At 41.7% G+C, this 17,975-nt stretch carries 22 protein-coding genes; all 22 read right to left on the bottom strand.

Annotated features, from left to right (window positions below; genetic code table 11):
* Positions 1-184: 184 nt before the first annotated feature.
* The 22 genes from cccB to comFA all read right to left on the bottom strand — a co-directional run bounded on the left by cccB (position 185) and on the right by comFA (position 17,956).
* Positions 185-523, bottom strand: coding sequence for a cytochrome c551 (gene cccB, locus ACQVGS_RS03320; protein ID WP_024123008.1), 339 nt, complete (start codon positions 521-523; stop codon positions 185-187).
* A gap of 48 nt (positions 524-571) precedes the next feature.
* Positions 572-1,417, bottom strand: coding sequence for a YitT family protein (locus ACQVGS_RS03315; RefSeq protein WP_069487008.1), 846 nt, complete (start codon positions 1,415-1,417; stop codon positions 572-574).
* 171 nt (positions 1,418-1,588) lie between these two features.
* A protein-coding gene (prfB, locus tag ACQVGS_RS03310) for a peptide chain release factor 2 (RefSeq protein ID WP_099043490.1) occupies positions 1,589-2,690 on the bottom strand; the annotation gives its coding sequence in 2 pieces (ribosomal slippage) (positions 1,589-2,617 and positions 2,619-2,690; 1,101 coding nt in all).
* A 68-nt stretch (positions 2,691-2,758) separates the two neighbouring features.
* Positions 2,759-5,284 (bottom strand): preprotein translocase subunit SecA, encoded by a 2,526-nt coding sequence (secA, locus tag ACQVGS_RS03305; protein ID WP_213418032.1) that lies wholly within the window; start codon positions 5,282-5,284, stop codon positions 2,759-2,761.
* A 168-nt stretch (positions 5,285-5,452) separates the two neighbouring features.
* Positions 5,453-6,022: a ribosome hibernation promotion factor gene (gene hpf, locus ACQVGS_RS03300; RefSeq protein WP_044159437.1), complete on the bottom strand. Its 570-nt coding sequence runs from the start codon at positions 6,020-6,022 to the stop codon at positions 5,453-5,455.
* Between the two features lie 191 nt (positions 6,023-6,213).
* On the bottom strand, positions 6,214-6,591 hold the full coding sequence (locus ACQVGS_RS03295) for a DUF8042 domain-containing protein (RefSeq protein ID WP_024123013.1): 378 nt from the start codon (positions 6,589-6,591) through the stop codon (positions 6,214-6,216).
* A gap of 9 nt (positions 6,592-6,600) precedes the next feature.
* Positions 6,601-6,942, bottom strand: coding sequence for a flagellar protein FliT (gene fliT / locus ACQVGS_RS03290; protein WP_024123014.1), 342 nt, complete (start codon positions 6,940-6,942; stop codon positions 6,601-6,603).
* Positions 6,939-7,340 carry a flagellar export chaperone FliS gene (fliS, locus tag ACQVGS_RS03285; RefSeq protein WP_024123015.1) on the bottom strand — a complete coding sequence of 134 codons (402 nt, stop codon included), beginning with the start codon at positions 7,338-7,340 and terminating at the stop codon, positions 6,939-6,941. Before fliS ends, fliT begins: the two co-directional genes overlap by 4 nt.
* A gap of 21 nt (positions 7,341-7,361) precedes the next feature.
* Positions 7,362-8,858, bottom strand: coding sequence for a flagellar hook-associated protein 2 (locus ACQVGS_RS03280; RefSeq protein ID WP_487446402.1), 1,497 nt, complete (start codon positions 8,856-8,858; stop codon positions 7,362-7,364).
* A gap of 17 nt (positions 8,859-8,875) precedes the next feature.
* Positions 8,876-9,205, bottom strand: coding sequence for a flagellar protein FlaG (flaG, locus tag ACQVGS_RS03275; RefSeq protein ID WP_101859871.1), 330 nt, complete (start codon positions 9,203-9,205; stop codon positions 8,876-8,878).
* Positions 9,206-9,435: 230 nt separating this feature from the next.
* The gene (gene hag, locus ACQVGS_RS03270; protein ID WP_024123018.1) at positions 9,436-10,299 is read right to left on the bottom strand and encodes a flagellin Hag; all 864 of its coding nucleotides are present in this window, start codon (positions 10,297-10,299) and stop codon (positions 9,436-9,438) included.
* A 146-nt stretch (positions 10,300-10,445) separates the two neighbouring features.
* Entirely contained in the window at positions 10,446-10,670 is a 225-nt protein-coding gene (gene csrA, locus ACQVGS_RS03265; protein WP_024123019.1) for a carbon storage regulator CsrA, read from the bottom strand.
* Entirely contained in the window at positions 10,664-11,095 is a 432-nt protein-coding gene (gene fliW, locus ACQVGS_RS03260) for a flagellar assembly protein FliW (RefSeq protein ID WP_024123020.1), read from the bottom strand. The genes csrA and fliW overlap by 7 nt, the downstream gene beginning before the upstream one ends.
* Before the next feature lie 20 nt (positions 11,096-11,115).
* The gene (locus tag ACQVGS_RS03255; RefSeq protein ID WP_024123021.1) at positions 11,116-11,691 is read right to left on the bottom strand and encodes a DUF6470 family protein; all 576 of its coding nucleotides are present in this window, start codon (positions 11,689-11,691) and stop codon (positions 11,116-11,118) included.
* Positions 11,692-11,737: 46 nt separating this feature from the next.
* Entirely contained in the window at positions 11,738-12,634 is an 897-nt protein-coding gene (gene flgL / locus ACQVGS_RS03250; RefSeq protein WP_106021955.1) for a flagellar hook-associated protein FlgL, read from the bottom strand.
* Positions 12,635-12,643: 9 nt separating this feature from the next.
* Complete coding sequence (flgK, locus tag ACQVGS_RS03245; protein ID WP_095712911.1) at positions 12,644-14,167, bottom strand: flagellar hook-associated protein FlgK; 1,524 nt, start codon at positions 14,165-14,167, stop codon at positions 12,644-12,646.
* Between the two features lie 18 nt (positions 14,168-14,185).
* The gene (gene flgN / locus ACQVGS_RS03240) at positions 14,186-14,668 is read right to left on the bottom strand and encodes a flagellar protein FlgN (protein WP_103671257.1); all 483 of its coding nucleotides are present in this window, start codon (positions 14,666-14,668) and stop codon (positions 14,186-14,188) included.
* 15 nt (positions 14,669-14,683) lie between these two features.
* Positions 14,684-14,950: a flagellar biosynthesis anti-sigma factor FlgM gene (gene flgM / locus ACQVGS_RS03235; RefSeq protein WP_106019637.1), complete on the bottom strand. Its 267-nt coding sequence runs from the start codon at positions 14,948-14,950 to the stop codon at positions 14,684-14,686.
* Positions 14,951-15,029: 79 nt separating this feature from the next.
* Positions 15,030-15,449 (bottom strand): TIGR03826 family flagellar region protein, encoded by a 420-nt coding sequence (locus ACQVGS_RS03230; RefSeq protein ID WP_024123026.1) that lies wholly within the window; start codon positions 15,447-15,449, stop codon positions 15,030-15,032.
* A 73-nt stretch (positions 15,450-15,522) separates the two neighbouring features.
* Complete coding sequence (locus ACQVGS_RS03225; protein ID WP_491830944.1) at positions 15,523-16,245, bottom strand: phosphoribosyltransferase family protein; 723 nt, start codon at positions 16,243-16,245, stop codon at positions 15,523-15,525.
* The gene (gene comFB / locus ACQVGS_RS03220) at positions 16,209-16,505 is read right to left on the bottom strand and encodes a late competence protein ComFB (protein ID WP_024123028.1); all 297 of its coding nucleotides are present in this window, start codon (positions 16,503-16,505) and stop codon (positions 16,209-16,211) included. The genes ACQVGS_RS03225 and comFB overlap by 37 nt, the downstream gene beginning before the upstream one ends.
* A 56-nt stretch (positions 16,506-16,561) precedes the next feature.
* Positions 16,562-17,956, bottom strand: coding sequence for an ATP-dependent helicase ComFA (gene comFA / locus ACQVGS_RS03215; protein WP_106019638.1), 1,395 nt, complete (start codon positions 17,954-17,956; stop codon positions 16,562-16,564).
* Positions 17,957-17,975 lie beyond the last annotated feature (19 nt).

Below are 17,975 nucleotides of genomic sequence, written 5' to 3'. Positions count from 1 at the left end.
TCGAAAGCATTCGACAGTTTATGACCCATTCATTTGTAAAAAGATGAAAAATCTGAAAGTTTGATTTTCAACACACTTCATTATACGTCAAATTTAGACATAATACTATTACAGTTTCTTTTCATTCATCATGATTTCGGCATAAAAAAATCCTTGCCCGAATCGCGGCAAAGATTTTCTCCTCTTACTTTTTCTCTGACAGCCATTTGGCAATTGAAGCGGCTTCCTTATCATCTACAAGCCCCTTCGGCATATTGCCCCGTCCGTTTTTAATAATGCTTTCAATTTTTTCTTCGTCGTATTTGCCCCCAACCTCTTGGAGATTAGGTCCTGACACACCTTCTAAATCCTTGCCGTGGCAGCCTACACAGCTCTGCTGATATAATTCTTCCCCTTCAGACGCAGAGGCTTCTGTTTTGCTGCCGTTGTCTGTCTTCTCTTCTTTTGCATCGTTAGAACCGCAGGCAGCCAGCAGGGCAGAAATGGCAAATACAAGCATTAGTATCGATAGTTTTGATTTCATGTTGAGAAGCACAACTCCTTTACGATCTCTTCCATATTATAACCCCGTTTAAGCGCGTTTGAAACCCTCGCCCAGCACCTCGCTTGCATCTGCTACAATCACAAAAGCAGTCTCATCAATCTGTTTGACGATTTGTTTCAATTTCGTGAATTCAGTTTGGCCAACCACGCACATTAAAATCGGCCGTTCATCGTCAGTATATCCGCCGACTGCAGAAATTTTCGTAACGCCTCTGTCAATTTTTTTAAAAACAGCTTCCTTCACGGCCTGTTCCTGTTTTGTAATGATAAGCGCCATTTTAGAGCGGTTAAAGCCGACTTGGACGACATCAATGGTTTTGCTTGATACATACACCCCAAGCATGGCATACAGTCCCTGCTCTATATTAAATACGATCATCGCCGTAACAACAATCAAACCGTCAATGATCGCGAGACAGGTCCCTAATGAGAGACCTGTGTACTTATGAATGATTTGAGCCGCTAATGCCGTTCCCCCGGTTGATCCTTTGCCTAAGTACACAATGCCGATTCCAATCCCGATGCCGACGCCGCCAAAAATCGCCGCCAGAAGCTCATGATGTGTAGCAGGCTGAATGTCTCTCGTCAAAAACACGACAAGAGGCAAAAAGACAGAACCCGCGAGTGTCTTGAGTCCAAATTTACCGCCAAGCAAAATGATACCGGCTATAAATAAGGGAATATTAATGATCCACTGCACATAGGCCGCTTCAAAACCATATGACTGTAAAATGGTACTGATCCCGCTGACACCGCCTGCGGCTATTTTATTAGGAAGCAGAAAGACATTAAAGGACACTGCTGTAATTGCTGCCCCTATCAGTATGTATACATAATCCCTTATAACCCGAAAACTTTTATTCCGTACATCCATCATTACAACCTTCCTCCGTTTCTTCCTATGCTCTCCGATAGCATTTTAATCCTTCCCCGATAAGATGTAAATAACACCCAAACACAGTGGTAATATGCTAAAGCAGCAGTGAAAGCAAGGATATGCAGGCAATAAAAAAACACACCTGTAGACACCAGGTGTGTTTCCTGCTTATGAAAGTTTAGAACGAAGGTATGCGTCAATAAATACGTCAATATCCCCGTCCATTACGGCTTGAACATTACCCATTTCTGTATTGGTCCGATGGTCTTTTACCATGGAATACGGATGGAATACGTAAGAGCGGATTTGGCTTCCCCAGCCGATCTCTTTTTGCTCACCGCGAATTTCGTCCAGCTCGGCCTGCTGTTCTTCAATTCTGCGCTGATACAGCTTTGCCTTCAGCATTTTCATCGCTCTTTCACGGTTTTTAATTTGTGAACGTTCTGTTTGACATGTCACAACCACGTTTGTCGGCAAGTGGGTAATCCGAACAGCTGAGTCTGTCGTGTTGACGTGCTGTCCGCCTGCTCCGCTTGCACGGTACGTATCAACTTTAATATCCTCCGTACGGATATCAATATCGATCTCATCGTTGAATTCAGGCATAACTTCACAAGATACGAATGAAGTGTGGCGGCGGCCTGATGAATCAAACGGAGAAATCCGCACGAGACGATGGACGCCTTTTTCCGCCTTGATATATCCATAAGCGTTGTGCCCTTTAATCAGTAATGTGACTGACTTAATACCGGCTTCATCACCAGGAAGGTAATCGAGCGTTTCCACTTTAAAGCCGCGGCGCTCAGCCCATCTGGTGTACATTCTGAGAAGCATAGAGCCCCAATCCTGTGACTCAGTGCCGCCCGCACCCGGATGCAGCTCCAAAATTGCGTTGTTTTTATCATACGGCTCACTGAGAAGAAGCTGAAGCTCAAACTCATTGAACTCCTTCGTTAAAGCCTTTAGCTCTTTTTCAAGCTCAAGCTGAAGATCTTGATCCGGCTCTTCTTTCAGAAGGTCATGAGTCATTTGCAGTTCTTCATGGGATTCATTCAATTTTTTATAGGAATTGACATAATCCTTTAAACCATTTGCTTCATTGATGACCGTTTGAGCTTTCTGCTGATCATTCCAGAATTCCGGATCAGCCATTTGCTCATCTAGCTCAGCAATGCGGGTCTCCTTTGATTCGAGGTCAAAGAGACCCCCTAAAGTCCGCTAAACGAGAAGCCATATTTTCGAGCTCAACTCTGATTTCTGATAATTCCATTCCATTCACCTCATTAAAAGATCCGCGGGCGCTCAAGGCGCCGCGGTCAGCAAACTTGCCCGAACGAACTATTCAGTCCGGCCGCAGCAATTTTTATATTTTTTTCCGCTTCCGCAGTGGCATGGCGCATTTCGGCCAATATCAACCACTTTACGAACCGGCGCTTTCTTTGCTTTTTTGTTTTCATCGCCTTCTTGCGGCTGATGAGCCGTGGTTTGGCCTTGTACAACCTCTTCACGCTCCAGATTATTTTCAATCTCAGCCTTCATCACAAATTTGGCAACCTCGTCCTCGATGGATTCAATCATATGCTCAAACATCGCAAAGCCTTCCATTTGATACTCACGCAGCGGATTTGTTTGCGCGTAAGCACGAAGGTGAATCCCTTGGCGAAGCTGATCCATTGCGTCGATATGATCCATCCATTTTGAATCGACGGCGCGAAGCACGATCACTTTCTCAAATTCGCGCATTTGTTCTTCGCCGAATTTTTCCTCTTTGTCATTATATTTGGTCTTGATGCGATCCATAATGAGCTCAAGCATTTCATCCGGCTCTTTGCCGAAGATGTCGCTCTTTTCAAGCGCGCCTTCGTCAAGGTAAGTCGTGTTAACAAGCTCAACAAGACCGTCAAGCTTCCACTCCTCAGGAAGCTCTTCTCTTGGTGTATAGGCCGCAATTGCCCGCTCGAGAGAAGATTTGATCATATTTTCTACGATTTCACGCAGGTTTTCAGAGTCGATGACTTCGAAACGCTGCTTATAGATAACCTCACGCTGCTGGCGGAGAACATCATCATATTGAAGAAGCTGTTTACGTGAATCGAAGTTATTTCCTTCAACGCGTTTTTGAGATGATTCAACCGCGCGGGATACCATTTTGCTTTGAATCGGAGTGGAGTCATCCATACCAAAGCGGTCAAGCATTGCCATTGTCCGCTCAGCACCAAATCTGCGCATCAATTCATCTTCCATAGAAAGATAAAATTGTGTGATCCCCGGATCACCCTGACGTCCTGAACGTCCTCGCAGCTGATTGTCAATCCGGCGTGATTCATGGCGTTCCGTTCCGACAACGGCTAGTCCGCCAAGCTCTTTTACTCCTTCGCCAAGCTTAATGTCTGTTCCGCGCCCCGCCATGTTTGTCGCAATCGTCACAGCGCCTTTTTGACCGGCCTCTTCAATGATTTGCGCTTCTCGCTCATGGTTTTTGGCGTTTAATACCTGATGCGGGATACCCTTGTTTTTGAGCAGCTTTGAAATCAATTCAGACGTTTCAACCGCAACTGTACCGACAAGAACGGGCTGTCCTGTCATATATCGCTGGGCAACATCTTCTGCAACGGCCTTAAACTTCCCTTCCATTGAACGGTAAATTAAATCAGGACGGTCATCACGAACAACCGGCTGGTTTGTCGGAATCGTCACAACCTGCATGTTGTAGATGTTACGGAACTCCTCTTCCTCTGTTTTAGCCGTACCCGTCATACCGGCCAGCTTTTCATACATCCGGAAGTAGTTTTGGAACGTAATCGTCGCCAAGGTCATGCTCTCATTTTGAATTTCAAGCCCTTCCTTCGCTTCGATCGCCTGGTGAAGCCCTTCGCTGTAGCGGCGGCCTTTCATTAAACGACCCGTGAAAGAGTCAACGATGACAACCTGACCGTCTTCTACTACGTAATCAACATCCTTCTGCATGGCAACGTGCGCTTTTAAGGACTGGTTGATATGGTGGTTGAGCGCCACATTTTTCACATCAAACAGGTTGTCGATGCCGAACGCTTTTTCAGCCTTTGTCATTCCTTCTTCTGTGAGCTGTACACCTTTTGTTTTTACATCATACGTATAGTCCTTCTCTGCTTTTAACGTGCGTACAAAAGCATTTGCCTGTACGTACAGTTTTGTCGATTTTGCAGCTTGTCCTGAAATGATAAGCGGTGTTCTCGCTTCATCAATCAAAATAGAGTCGACTTCATCAATTACCGCAAAATGAAGCGGACGCTGCACCATTTGCTCTTTATAAAGAACCATGTTGTCGCGCAAATAATCGAAGCCGAGCTCGTTGTTTGTAGAATAAGTGATGTCAGCCGCATAAGCTTCCCTTTTTTCATCTTTCGACATTGAGTTCAAATTCAGTCCGACAGTTAAGCCGAGAAACTCGAAAATTTTCCCCATTTGCTCTGCGTCACGGCTCGCCAAGTATTCATTGACTGTCACGACGTGCACGCCTTTTCCAGATAAGGCATTTAAATAAACAGGCAGAGTAGACGTTAATGTTTTACCTTCCCCTGTTTTCATCTCCGCGATATTTCCGTCATGAAGAGCCACGCCCCCCATAAGCTGGACTTTAAACGGGAACATGCCGGTTACGCGGCGAGAAGCTTCCCGAACCACTGCGAATGCTTCAACAAGTAGATCATCAGTTGTCGCCCCTTTTTCAAGGCGCTCTTTAAATTCAATTGTTTTATGTTTCAGCGCATCATCTGAGAGATTTTCATAGTCTCCCCGAATCGCATCAATATCGTTAGCTATTTTTTCGTATCTATTCAGCGTACGTTTTGTTGGATCAAACATTTTATTTAAAATTCCAAGCATTTATAACGCTCCTCTATCATCACATGCCTGTTTGACAAGCATGTATAAATAATTTACTAGTCCATGTATACCTCTCATTATCATATCATACCTTCTCTTATTTCCAAAGAATTTGCAAATAAGAAAAAACAAAAACCTTCCGCGAAAATCACGGAAGGCTGCTCTTCATTATTCAGTCGGTTCAATCAGGCCATATTTCCCGTCATTTCTGCGGTACACGACGTTTGTAAGGTTTGTTTCCGCATTTGTGAAAACAAAGAAGTTATGGCCGAGCATATTCATTTGCAAGATCGCTTCTTCATTATCCATCGGCTTTAAATTAAAGCGCTTCTGACGGACGATCTCTAAGCTTTCATCTTCTTCTATTTCGTCCTGAACCGCAATATCTGTATCAGAGCCGAGGCCGTTTGCCACTGAAGATTTCGGAAGACCCTGCTCACGGAATTTGCGGTTTACTTTTGTTTTATGCTTACGGATTTGACGTTCCAGCTTATTTGTAGCGAGATCAATTGCATTGTACATATCCTCGTTATGCACTTCAGACCGAAGCGCCAGATCTGTCATCGGAATCGTAACCTCAACCTTGGACTCCTTGTCATTGTAAAACTTCAAGTTGACGTTCACATCGGCATTTACACTATGCTCAAAATAACGCTCCAGCTTGCCGATCTTCTTCTCGACATGATCCTTTAACGCGGGTGTCACTTCAATATTTTCTCCTCTGATGTTATAGTTCATCAAAGAACGCCTCCCTTTTATTAAGGATATGTATCTATTTCTCCTTTACCCTTTACAATTCCTGCTGAAACGTAAACCTTTTGTGAAAATTTAGTGAACTTTGTCGAATTATGCCGTTTTATGCTAATGTTTCTATGGTTACGGGAGGTATATGTATATGCTGGCAATAAGAAAAAATGCCTTACACAAAGTCAATTAATCACAAAGGGCTCCATACATCGATGAATGGACAGCATCCATTTCCTATAGTGAATCAGAAAATGTCCTTTTAAATACTCGCAGAATTCATGAGAGGGGAATGAGAAAGAAACCAATTGATCAAATTCTGCAAAAATCTCGTCAAAAGCCTTAACGCATACTTCTGCGCACCGTGTGTTCATCACGAAAAGAAGAGTTGAATGGGTTGAATCCAAATAAAAAAAGGCTTGGATCAGATCTTGGTAGATCCGATCCCCTTCTGTTTTTGATAAATTCTGTTCCGCCTCTATCAAATAGCACAGCCCTTCCTCAATTGTAAAAAGAAGATGATAATAAGCTGATAAAAGCGTATAATCCTCAATGCTCTTCAAGGCACTCACCTATTTACGCTTGTCATAATATCTGCCGTCAATCGTGATGTTGTTATAAGGATTTAAATACGTCGTATGCATCGCACGTTTTCTTTTCACCTGCTGAAGTTCTGCTGCGATTGACTGCTTCAGTCTTTCCATTTCCTTCACAATAAGCTGATCCCATGTCAAGACAAGCTTCATCTGCTTTCGCTCTTCTTCTGAAAGCGGCAGAGATATCCCCTGAATAAGTTCAGACCGTTTAGACACAAAGTCTTCAATTTGCTTTAAAAGTTCATCGCTTTCCGGTGTATTTTGTATGTGTGACAGCATACTCTCCGTCTCAGTGTATAGTTGATCTATGTTTTTCATGCGATCCCGCCTGATCCGTGCCGGTCCTTCCGTTCACTTTGCATGGCTTGTTTCCAAGCATCGCGAAAATCTTTTACATAGCCCTCTACCTCAGCCAGCATGCTCGTATCATTTTTGATATTTGCCTGTACCAATCTTCGATACATATAATCGTACATCGCACCCATTGAACCGGAAAGCTCTATGTTGCGGTTAAGTGTACCATTTAATTCCTGAATGATATTTTGCGCTTTAATCAGATTTTCATTTTTACCTTCCATATCATTATTCTCAATGGCCTGAGATGCAAGTTTTATAAATTTCAAACAGCCATTATACAGCATAAGGGTCAGCTCCCCGGGCGTAGCGGTATTCACTGAATTTTGCTGATAAGCTGCATAAGGATTTTGGATCGCCATGTGTCATCCTCCAAATTACATTTATTGTACAAGTAGCTGTGATAAATAGGACGCTTGTTCGTTCATTTTTTGAATCGCAGAATCCATTGCACTGAATTTTTTATAATAACGGTTTTCTACTGTGTTCAATCGGTTCTGCATATCGGTGATTTCAGTACTGATGGAACGCAAATTTTTCCCAATTAAATAGTCGCTTGCTCCCATTGTTGAATTGCCGGCTTTTGCTTCAATGCTTTTCACTGTGCTTCTCAGTGTGTCGCCGATACGTTTCATAATCCCCTTATCACTATAGGCACTGCTGTTCGTTCCGTTTGTAAATAAGGCGGCAACACTTTGCGGATCTTCTTGTATTTTTGCTTTCAGTTTGTCTTCATTAATCTCTAAATGGCCCCGCAATTGATAAGCACTTGAGGTTGTGATGCCAAATTCAGTTAATTGATAGGTTTTCCCATCCGCATTAACTTGAGTATAAAAATCAGTCCGCATTTGGTTCGTGCCGGTGCTGATGCTAGAATCATTTCTCAGCAAACCGCTTTTTGCCTTCTTCTCCCAGAGTTCTACCTCTTTATCAGACATTGCTTCTTTTTGTTCACTCGTCAGCGGAGTATAATCTCTGTATTTTTCTTCCTGAAGCTTTTCATTCAGGCTGTCAACCAATTCATTGTATTTATCTACAAACTCTTTAATTTGGTTATAAATCCCGTCTACATCAGTAGAAACAGATGTGGTAACAGGGCCTGTGGCTGCAGTTGTATTTTTGATCGAGTAGGTAACGCCATTAACCGTAAAGTTGTTTGTCAGCTTCTCCATTTCAAAACCATTAATTGTGACTTTTGCATTTGTTCCTTCTTTGTAAGCAGTGAGCTTATTTTCAGCGTCTAAAGAAAAACCAAGCTGACCGGACATAAAGTCGGATGTAGCAGAGTCTGCTGCCTGTATGCTGCCTCCTGCACCTGTTGCTTTAGAAGAAAACGCAATCGTTTCTACATACTCTGTACCGTTCCATATTTTATCTTTAAATGCTGATACTCCTAGATCTGAACTGTTAAGTTTAGAAATCACATTATCAATGGTATCGGCGCTCGTCACACTGATGTTCACTGTTTTTGCCGTTGTCTCACCAGGTGCTACAACGTTAAATGCCAAATTATAATCGTCTTGTGTGTATCCCGTATAATTATTTGCCTTATACGTTGCTGCAGTTGCCAAACTCGCTACTTCAACAGTAGAAGACGAGTTTGGCGCACTTGCGCTTCCTGTAGCAGTTAACACAGACTCATTGGAGCTGGTCACAGTTTTGCTCTGATACGTGCTCGGATATGTCAACGTATTTTTAGACATATAATCTTGTAATTCTTTTATTTTTGAGTTGACTTCACGATAGCTGTCACGCTGCCATTCTAACGTCTGTTTTTTTTGGGTCAGTTTATCAAGCGGCGCTCTTTCTGTTTGCATCAGCTTTGATACGATATCATCTATATCCATTCCTGACGCAAGACCTGTTATTCTCGTGACCATTTCAAACCACTCCTCATCTACTTTTTTTCATCTACAAATAACCCAAGAAATTCAGTCATAGCCGCATAAAAATCAAGCCACCGTTTCGGCGGAATTTCGCGGATGACTTCATTTGTAGAGTCCTCTATTACTTTTACATAGTATTCATTTAACTTCTCATGGAGCTCAAACTTCAGGTGAACTTGCGAAGGTTCCAAAAGCTTGTTCATTTCCCCTACCATTTCAGCAAGATTGGTATATGAAACTTGATGAACAGGAACCTCACTCTCATGATCTTTCTGATTATGTATTTGAGTATCATAATGATCCCAAACAGGTTTTAACGTAGTGAGTCTTTCAATGTTCAATTGATCATCCCCTATGTCCCAATCTATCGTTTATATCGACTAAGTCGAGATAAGATTACACATATTTTTGGAAAAAAACTCATCTGTTTTAGAATTCTTGTTTGGAAATACATTTATAAGATAGTGGAGAATTCGATTATTATATCACGGGTTATAGACAGCAAGGGGGAAAGATTTGGAGTTACGGATATAAAAAAAGACCCCGGCAAACGCCAAGGTCTTTTTCAAAATTAACGTAACAATTGAAGTACGTTTTGAGGCTGTTGGTTCGCTTGAGCAAGCATCGCTTGAGAAGCTTGAGAAAGAATGTTGTTCTTTGTGAACTCGCTCATTTCTTTAGCCATGTCAACGTCACGGATACGAGACTCAGCAGCTGTCAGGTTTTCACCAGAAGCGCTTAAGTTGTTGATTGTGTGCTCAAGACGGTTTTGTACCGCACCAAGTTTAGAACGTTGGTTAGAAACTTGAGTGATTGCTTCATCAATTCCGGAAAGTTGATCATCGAATGATGAAGTATCAAACTTTGTTACATCGATATCACTGATTTTTACAGTTGTTCCAAGGTCAGCCGCTTTCATGCTGTCAATATTTACTGTTAATTGCTGTCCTTTATTTGCACCAATTTGGAATGTAAGGTCTGCTGTACCGCTAGCAAAAGAACCATCTAATAGGTTTTTACCGTTGAATTGTGTACGGTCTGCAATCCCGTTCGCATCAGTTCCACCGCCAATTTCTTCTTTTAGAGCGGAGATTTCGTCTTGGATAGATTTAAGATCATCTGGTTGTTGTGTTCCAGTGTTTCCTGCTTGAACAGTAAGTTCACGCATACGTTGAAGGATTGCATGAGTTTCAGTCAATGCACCCTCAGCTGTTTGGATAAGAGAGATTCCGTCTTGAGAGTTTTTAGAAGCCATTTCAAGACCTCTGATTTGTCCTCTCATTTTTTCAGAGATCGCAAGACCTGCTGCGTCATCTCCCGCACGGTTGATACGAAGACCAGAAGAAAGCTTCTCCATGTTCTTTTGTGCTGCACCGTTGTTTGAGCCTAAACGGTTTAGTGTGTTAAGTGCTGCGATATTGTGGTTAATTCTCATTGTTTTGTTCCTCCCTGAATATGTTGTTAAGGCACGTCCTTGTGCCTTGTTTTTTTGTAACTGGCGGAGTGTTTGCGCCTCCTCCCGGCTACATCATTAATATCGGATTGTCTCTGATTTTGTTAATACAAAAATTAAAAAAATCCTCACTTTTTTTGTGAGGATAATGCAGAGATTAAATCGCTGGATAACGCTGCCGCACGGTTATTTTCTTCCTGAATGGTCAAGTAAATTTCTTTCCTGTGAATATCAATATGCTTTGGGGCTTCAATTCCAATTTTCACTTGGTCACCCTCAACCGCTATCACTTTTACTTCAATATCAGCACCTATTTGAATCGCTTCGTTTATTTTCCGCGATAAAACTAGCATGATTCTCCTCCAATCGGATGCTTTGTCGTATATGGGGAGTCGTGTAAAACGACTTGCTTAGCCAGCATGTTCTTGCGATTCACAATAATAGGAGCTAATAAATTAGCAGTAGTTTTTTCGAATGGCTCTGCCATGGTCAATAATGTCATGACTTCTACGTCTTCAATATTATCGATATCCAAAAGTTCAGCAGTTGATTCATCAAGGTCAAATTCATAATTCTTAAAAAAGATAAACGGACTTACAACGATGAACGCAAGATTCTCTGAAGTGACGGACTGCAGCGCCACGAATGGAGAGTCTTCTGAAAGCGGAAGAATGACGAACTGTTTTTCTTCTAAGAAGCCTGGAATCCCGTTTTCAAAAAGAATGATTTGTTCTTCTTTTACATTCATTTGGCCATGGTATTTAGTATGAATGATCATTGTTCACGATCCTTTTCTTTTTACTTTTCGAGTGATTCTTTTAGGTTTTCTACCTCTATATTTAAATCAGGGTATTGGAGCATGTCAACCTTAACGTTTCCCGGCATATATTCAACAATCGGCTTATGCGGTTCAGCCTGAATAACAGGCTTTCGCGGCGTAATCTGAATATCAAGCTGTGACGGGGTATATTGTATTTTCACCCTTGAAAGAGAAGGAGCGTAATGTTCGCCTAATTGAATTTGGTGCATCTCAGAGTTTCTCTTTGCTTGTGAAGCGACTGGGTTCCCCTTATTTTCAATTCTCATAAGCTCGTCGCCTTCTTCTGCAGTACGGGCTATCCCTTCCATTACATCCTCATGCCCTTGTTGGGCAGCTTCTTCGATTCTTTTGAATACATGCTTTCTGTCTAATTCTTCCCATGCTTGCGTTTGGTCAATCGTAAGTTTTCCAGGTGTCACCGATATTTCCATTTCCGCGCTTGGCTGTTCAATCTCCAGATCGGCTTGCGGCTGCTCCATTTTTAAGCTGGCGGGCGTCGTTGTTAAACCAATTTTCCCTTGAACACTATGCATAATCAATCTGGGAATTTGCATCACTCTACCTCCTAAACTATAAAAAAAGCGAACTCCTGAGAGCCGCTTACTTTAAAAAGTCGATCAATGTAGGCTGAACAATTTGCGCATTTACAGCCAGAGTAGCCCTGTGCACGCTTTGCTGCGCAATAAATTCAGTTATTATTTCTTCCAGTTCTACGTCTTCATTGTCTGACAACACTTTTGTAGCTGTTTCTTCTTGAGCTGAAAGTCTTGTATTAATCAGTTCAAGACGATTATATCTCGCTCCAATATCAGATCGTTCTGAACTCATACCGTCAGAAAATTGATCAATATCATCTAAAACGCTGTCTATACCGTCCAAAGAACCTGAATTAAGTGCTGTCTCAAATGAATTTAGCATTTCAAACACATTTTGTCCGCTTCCAGAAATACCGCCAAAGGCTGCCTTCGGATCTGAGTTTACCTTTAATGACATATTATCCGATATATTGACAATAACGTCAGCCGTATCAGAAATCGTATAAGTTCCGTCACCGTTGTCTTTAACTGGAGGTGTATCTGAATTAGTGCCATTGAAGATATATCTGCCGTTCACTTGTGTATTAGCAATATTTAAGAGCTGTTCTTTTAATTGTTTTACTTCTACACCAATAGCTTGCAATTCTGCTCCACCATTTGTGTCATTCTTAGCTTGAACAGCTAACTCTCTGACCTTTGACATAATGTCAATTCCTTCAGTAATGTTTGTTTCTGTGTTTTCAAGCCAAGTAAAGGCTTGAGAAGCATTACTTTGGTATTGCTGAACTTGAGATAACTGCGTATTGTACTTTAAGCTTTTCATAGCTACTACAGGATCATCGGAAGCTTTTGAGATTTTTTTTCCGGAAGAAATCTGTGATTGAAGTTTATCCAGCTTTGAGTAGCTTGAACCGATATATCTCAATGAGTTTTGCTGAATCATGCCTTGTGTTACTCTCATTTGATCTACCTACCTTCCCCCGACACCCATGCCATTAATTACTTTATCAAGGATTTCGTCTTGTAACGTTACCATTCTTGCGGCAGCATTGTATGCGTGTTGGAATTGAATCATATTGGTCATTTCTTCATCTAAAGAAACAGCGCTCATTTGCTGACGGTTTATGTCTGCATCATTCAGCTGTGTTTCTGTATTAGATGCCAGCCGATTCGCCTCTTGAGCTTTGATCCCCAGCTCGCCAATGAGACCAGCATAATAATCTAGCACACTCGTTTCTTTTCCGTTAATGGTGATGTCCCCAGTTAACACATTTGCTAAATTCGTTGCGTTTGAATTATCGTTTGCTGCTCCAGTAAGTGAGAAAGCGATATTCGCGCCTTTTGAATCTTTTATGCTGTCAGTGACTTTAATCTTACCTGCTGCGCCTTTTGCCGGCTCAGTTTCACCCCCGGTAAAATCAAAAAAGTCCCCGCCTTGTTCACCGCTCTCTGTCAGACCATTTCGGTGTACTTCATTGAAAGCTTTTGCAAATTCGAGCGCCATATTATCAAGATCTGAAAGCATCTCCGGATATATGCCCTTTTCTTTGCCGTCTGCCGTGACATATCCATAAGACTGTATAAATCCTAACAGTGATCCATTGCTGCTGAACGACTCAGCTTGAACCGCAGTGTCTCCAATTGAAATGCTTGTCACTAAGCCCGTTTCATTATCATAGTTAGCTTTCAGCTCTGAAACCTCATAATTTTTTCCGTCCAGAACAGTTCCCAGCGACTGTTTATTTTTATCCAGGATTTCGATCGATACAGTTCCTTCCGAAGAAGCAAGCGCATTCCCGCCTGATTTGTTGTAGCTCACTTTGACATCAACAATTGAAGATAATTTATCAATCAGCAAATCACGTTGATCGTATAAACCATTCGGAAGCAGACCGACTGGTTCTACCTGTGCAATTTGCTTATTGAGACTGTTTAATTGAGATAGCAGTGAATTAACATCTAGTACACTAGTATCTAGTTCTGCTTTTAAATTTGATTGAACTTTTGTAAGGGACTCAGAAATATGATTAAACGTATCAGCAACAGCCTGTCCTTTTTGAGAGACAACAGAACGCGCACTGTCCTCATTTGCATTATTGGATAGTTCTTGCAGAGAATTCCAAAATGAATTTAGCACACTGTTTAATCCGCTGCCACCAGTCTCATTCATAATCCCTTCCATTTGGGACAGGGCTTTAGCCTTCGTGTCATAATATCCAGAACTGCTGTTTTGGAGGCGGTATTGGTAGTCAAGAAAGATGTCTCTGATTCTTTCAACTGACTTGCCTTGTACACCCGTTCCCATTTGTCCCGCAGTTTTTTCTGCATTTTTTGATACAGCAGGGAAATAGTCCGTTGCCTCTAATGAGACTCGCTGTCTTGTATAACCATCAGTATTGGCATTTGCCACATTATTTGCAGTAGTGCTTAACGCTGCTTGCTGAGCGCTTAACGCCCGCCTTGCAGTTTCAAGACCCATAAAGGTAGATGTCATATTCTGAATTCCTTTCTGCTAAGCTTTTGAATCAAAAAGTTTCATCCGGCTGCTCTTTGGAAGCTCAGCTTTAATTGATTTGCTGTAATTGAAATTATTTTCCTTAGGAACCAGCATATCGTACGAAATAGAGATGAATTGCAGCGCGTCTCTCGTCAACTGCCTATTCATCTCATTCACTTCTTTCAGATGTCCGAGAACGTTAGAAAGAGCTTCATATAGTTGTTCCAGCTCTTCCTTTTCACTGCCTGAAGTTTTGGCGATACAAGCAGAAATGGTGTTATTTTCGCTGAATCCGAGAAAGGCGGAAGCCGCTTTGATCCGGTCATCTTCTGTCTGCCCGATAGCTTGAATATACTTTTGTTCCTTTGTCAAAATGTTAGAAAGCTCTTTTGTTTTGCCGGCTTTGAGCGCTTCCGTCTTTTCCTCAGACAGCGTGAGCAGATGCTCATGCAGAACGCAAAGTCGCTTCAATTGTTCAATAATTGGCTTTGCTGACATGGGCTTTCTCCTTTTTTATTGCTTTTTATAAAAATTAATCATATTTTTCGCTATATGATTTGCGTCTACTTTGTATGACCTGTTTTCAATTTGCGCTTTAAGCTGCTCAATTTTTTCCTGGCGTGAACCAGTGACTGCGTCGGATGCATTTTGCAGTTCCTTAGCCTGTGATGAAATTTCAATTTTATCTTTAGGCTGTGCAGCAGTTTTTTGCACCGCTTGCTTTTCATAATTTTTTTGGTATGGATTAACGGATTGTGTTCCAAATTGATTGATTTTCATAGGATTCCTCTCGCTTTCCGTTGCAGTCTTTAAACAATCTAACCCTTTTATCGACTGCGTTTTCAGTTAGTTTAGGGAATCAGCTGTTTTTGGTATTATAGGCATAGTATGTGTCTTTTTTACTATTTTCCCGTTCTGTTTTCAATGCGGATTCTTGGTTCAGATGATCTATTTGATCCTTTATATCGGACTGGCAAGCCTTGCAGAACTTGCCTTCCCTAATCGATGTCCCGCACCTTTCACAAGGGTATGCCAAATTCGGCAGATGAGTAATTTGGATTCGCTTTTGCCTGATGAATTTTAAAATCAGCTCTTCCTCCACACCTGTTTCCTCAGTTATGCGGCTCAGTGTTGATTGCCTGTTTTCCTGTTTCCTTAAAAATTTATACACAGTCTCAAATGATTTTTCTTCTTCCTTAATACACGCCTGACACACGGTTTGCAGCTTTGTTTTTAAAAATAAAGCATTGCATTTCGGACAATTCGCCAGTTCACCCATCATGTTTACTCCTTATTCATTAATATGCCTGCAGTAATTTCTAGACATTATATCGGCACAAAAATTGAATCATTTAGCTTCTCACTAAGGTAAAAGATGACACAGAACCAGCTTTGCCTTTCTCCAATAAACAGCGGGCAGCATAGTGCAAAGTGGCGCCCGTAGTATAAAGATCGTCGATTAAAACGATATCCATACCCTCAACGGAGCTGTTTTTTGTTTCAAAAACATGCTCTGAAAGCAGGCGCTCCGTTTTCTTTTTCTTAGACTGCTTTTCATTATTCAGGCGGATGAGAGAGTTGAGGATGGGCCGGTTTAAGCATTCAGCAAGCATTTGTGACTGGTTAAAGCCGCGTTCTGCTTTCCGTTCTTCGCTTAACGGAATGGGAACGAGCACAAGGCGTTTATCTGGGTAGACAGCAGAGAATTCTGAGGAAAAGTCATTTTTAAAAGCGCTTATTATCGCTGCATCTCCCCTGAATTTCATTCGGGCGAGCGTTTCTTTCATCATGTCATTATATAAGTAAACAGAACGGTTTTGACTGAGCCTTAAGCCGTCATCTATTCTTGATTTCCATGCCTCGCAATCCGCACACACTTCATGAGCGGTTTGAGGCCTGCCGCAAAGCGGACAGATAGCCCCTTTGATGATCTGTAATTTGTTTCTGCAGAACTGACAGACCCTGTCGTCAGGTTTTAATAAGAATAGTGAGCACCATGAAACAGCTTGAGAAAATTGTGAATCACATAATAGACAGATCAGTTTTTTAGAGCCTCCTCCTGTCTCGTTTCGCATTGATCACTCGGATTCTCCGATACCACAGCAGCTGCTTCAGCCAAAATCACAAGCATAGCCGTGTTTTTCTGTTTATCTACCAGCTCAGCTTTCGTATATGCAATCTTTTTTAAATCAGTGACGTAAGCTGGTCTTACTTGGTTTAAAGAAAGTGCAAGTACATCATTTTTGCATACTTGGCAAGTGCAGGTCATATGAAGCTGATCCATATATCGGTCAAGAAGTTCTTCCATCATGATTTCTTTTGAATTGACAAGCATTTTTACAGCTCCTCATTAGTTATATGAGTATACTGTATCATGTTTTTAAATATTAACTAGTCTATCAATTTATTTTTTAAAGCCAATTCATTCATTATTTTTATATGTTTTCTTGCCTCAATCATACTCTTTGTTTTTCCGAAGTGAAAATAAATGACATCGCCGTCTGCATGTTCTTTATGCCGTCCTGTCCTTCCCGCGATTTGCACAAGCGCGCTTTCCGTAAAGATGGGCGATTCTGCCCCTAAGATGCCTGTTTGGACCATAGGAACTGTGACACCTCTTTCCAATATTGTTGTTGTGATTAACAGATCAAACTGACCGTCTCGAAATTGCTGCACTTTTTCTTTTCTGAGCTTATCTTCCGCATGTACAGCCGCTGTTCGATAATTCATGTTTTTAAAACAGGAAGCAGCTTTTACCAGAACAGAAATGGAAGGAACAAATAAAAAAACGGGCTTTCCTTCTTTCACATGCTGTTCTATCCATCTTTTTACCGCATTTGGGATTTTGTTTCGGGTTAATTTCTTTTTCCAGTTTCCGCACCACTGAAAGCGCGGTTCAGGCAATGGCTTCCGATGGTATCTGGCCGGTATGCGAACGGATTTTAACTCACCTTTATACGTTTTTCTTTTTAATTCTTTAGGAGGTGTTGCGCTTAGATAAACAAGAGTGCTGTTTTTCTTTCTCGCTTTTTGAACAGCGAATTGAAGAGTTTGATCAGCGGAATATGGAAAAGCATCCACTTCATCAACGATCATGACGTCGAATGCGTCTTTATAACGCAAAAGCTGATGGGTTGTGGAAATCATAAGCGGAGATAAACGCCCTTTGTCATCACTTCCTCCGTATAGAACTGAAATATCAGCACCCTGAAATGCAGCCTTCAGTCTCGGAGCAAGCTCTAATACAACATCGGTGCGCGGGGTCGCAATACAAACACGCAGTCTTAGATTTAATGCCGATTCTATACCCGGGAATAATAATTCAGTTTTACCTGCGCCGCAAACAGCCCAAATAAGGAGCTCTTCTTGCTTCGAAATTGCTTCAATTAAGACGTCAGCGGCCTTTTGCTGTCCGCTTGAAAGCTTTCCATCCCAAGTCAGTTTTATAGGCTTCCAGTTTGCCTCTGCCTCCTTGCACCAGGAATATAAAGAAATATCCTCACTCACTCTGCCCATCATGACACAAGAGCGGCAGTATACTTTATCTTCTCCTGATGAATGATACGAAGAAAAATACTGTTGATCATTTTGACCGCATCTATTGCATCTATATCCCCATTTATTTTTTGATATAGACTCCTCGGCAGATATATAACCATGCTCGATATGCCAATCAATGATCTCGTCAGAAAATGGGATTTCTGTTTTAAGCAGATGACGGCCCTGAAGCTGCTGCTGCAGTTCTTTAGAGAATGGGCTGTTCGATTCTGATGTCTTAGTCTGCATAGTACGGCCTCCTTGCGAG

The sequence above is a fragment of the Bacillus sp. SD127 genome (genome assembly GCF_058566445.1).
Note: the sequence above shows the minus strand (reverse complement) of the source record. Positions and strands in the feature narration are given on the sequence as shown.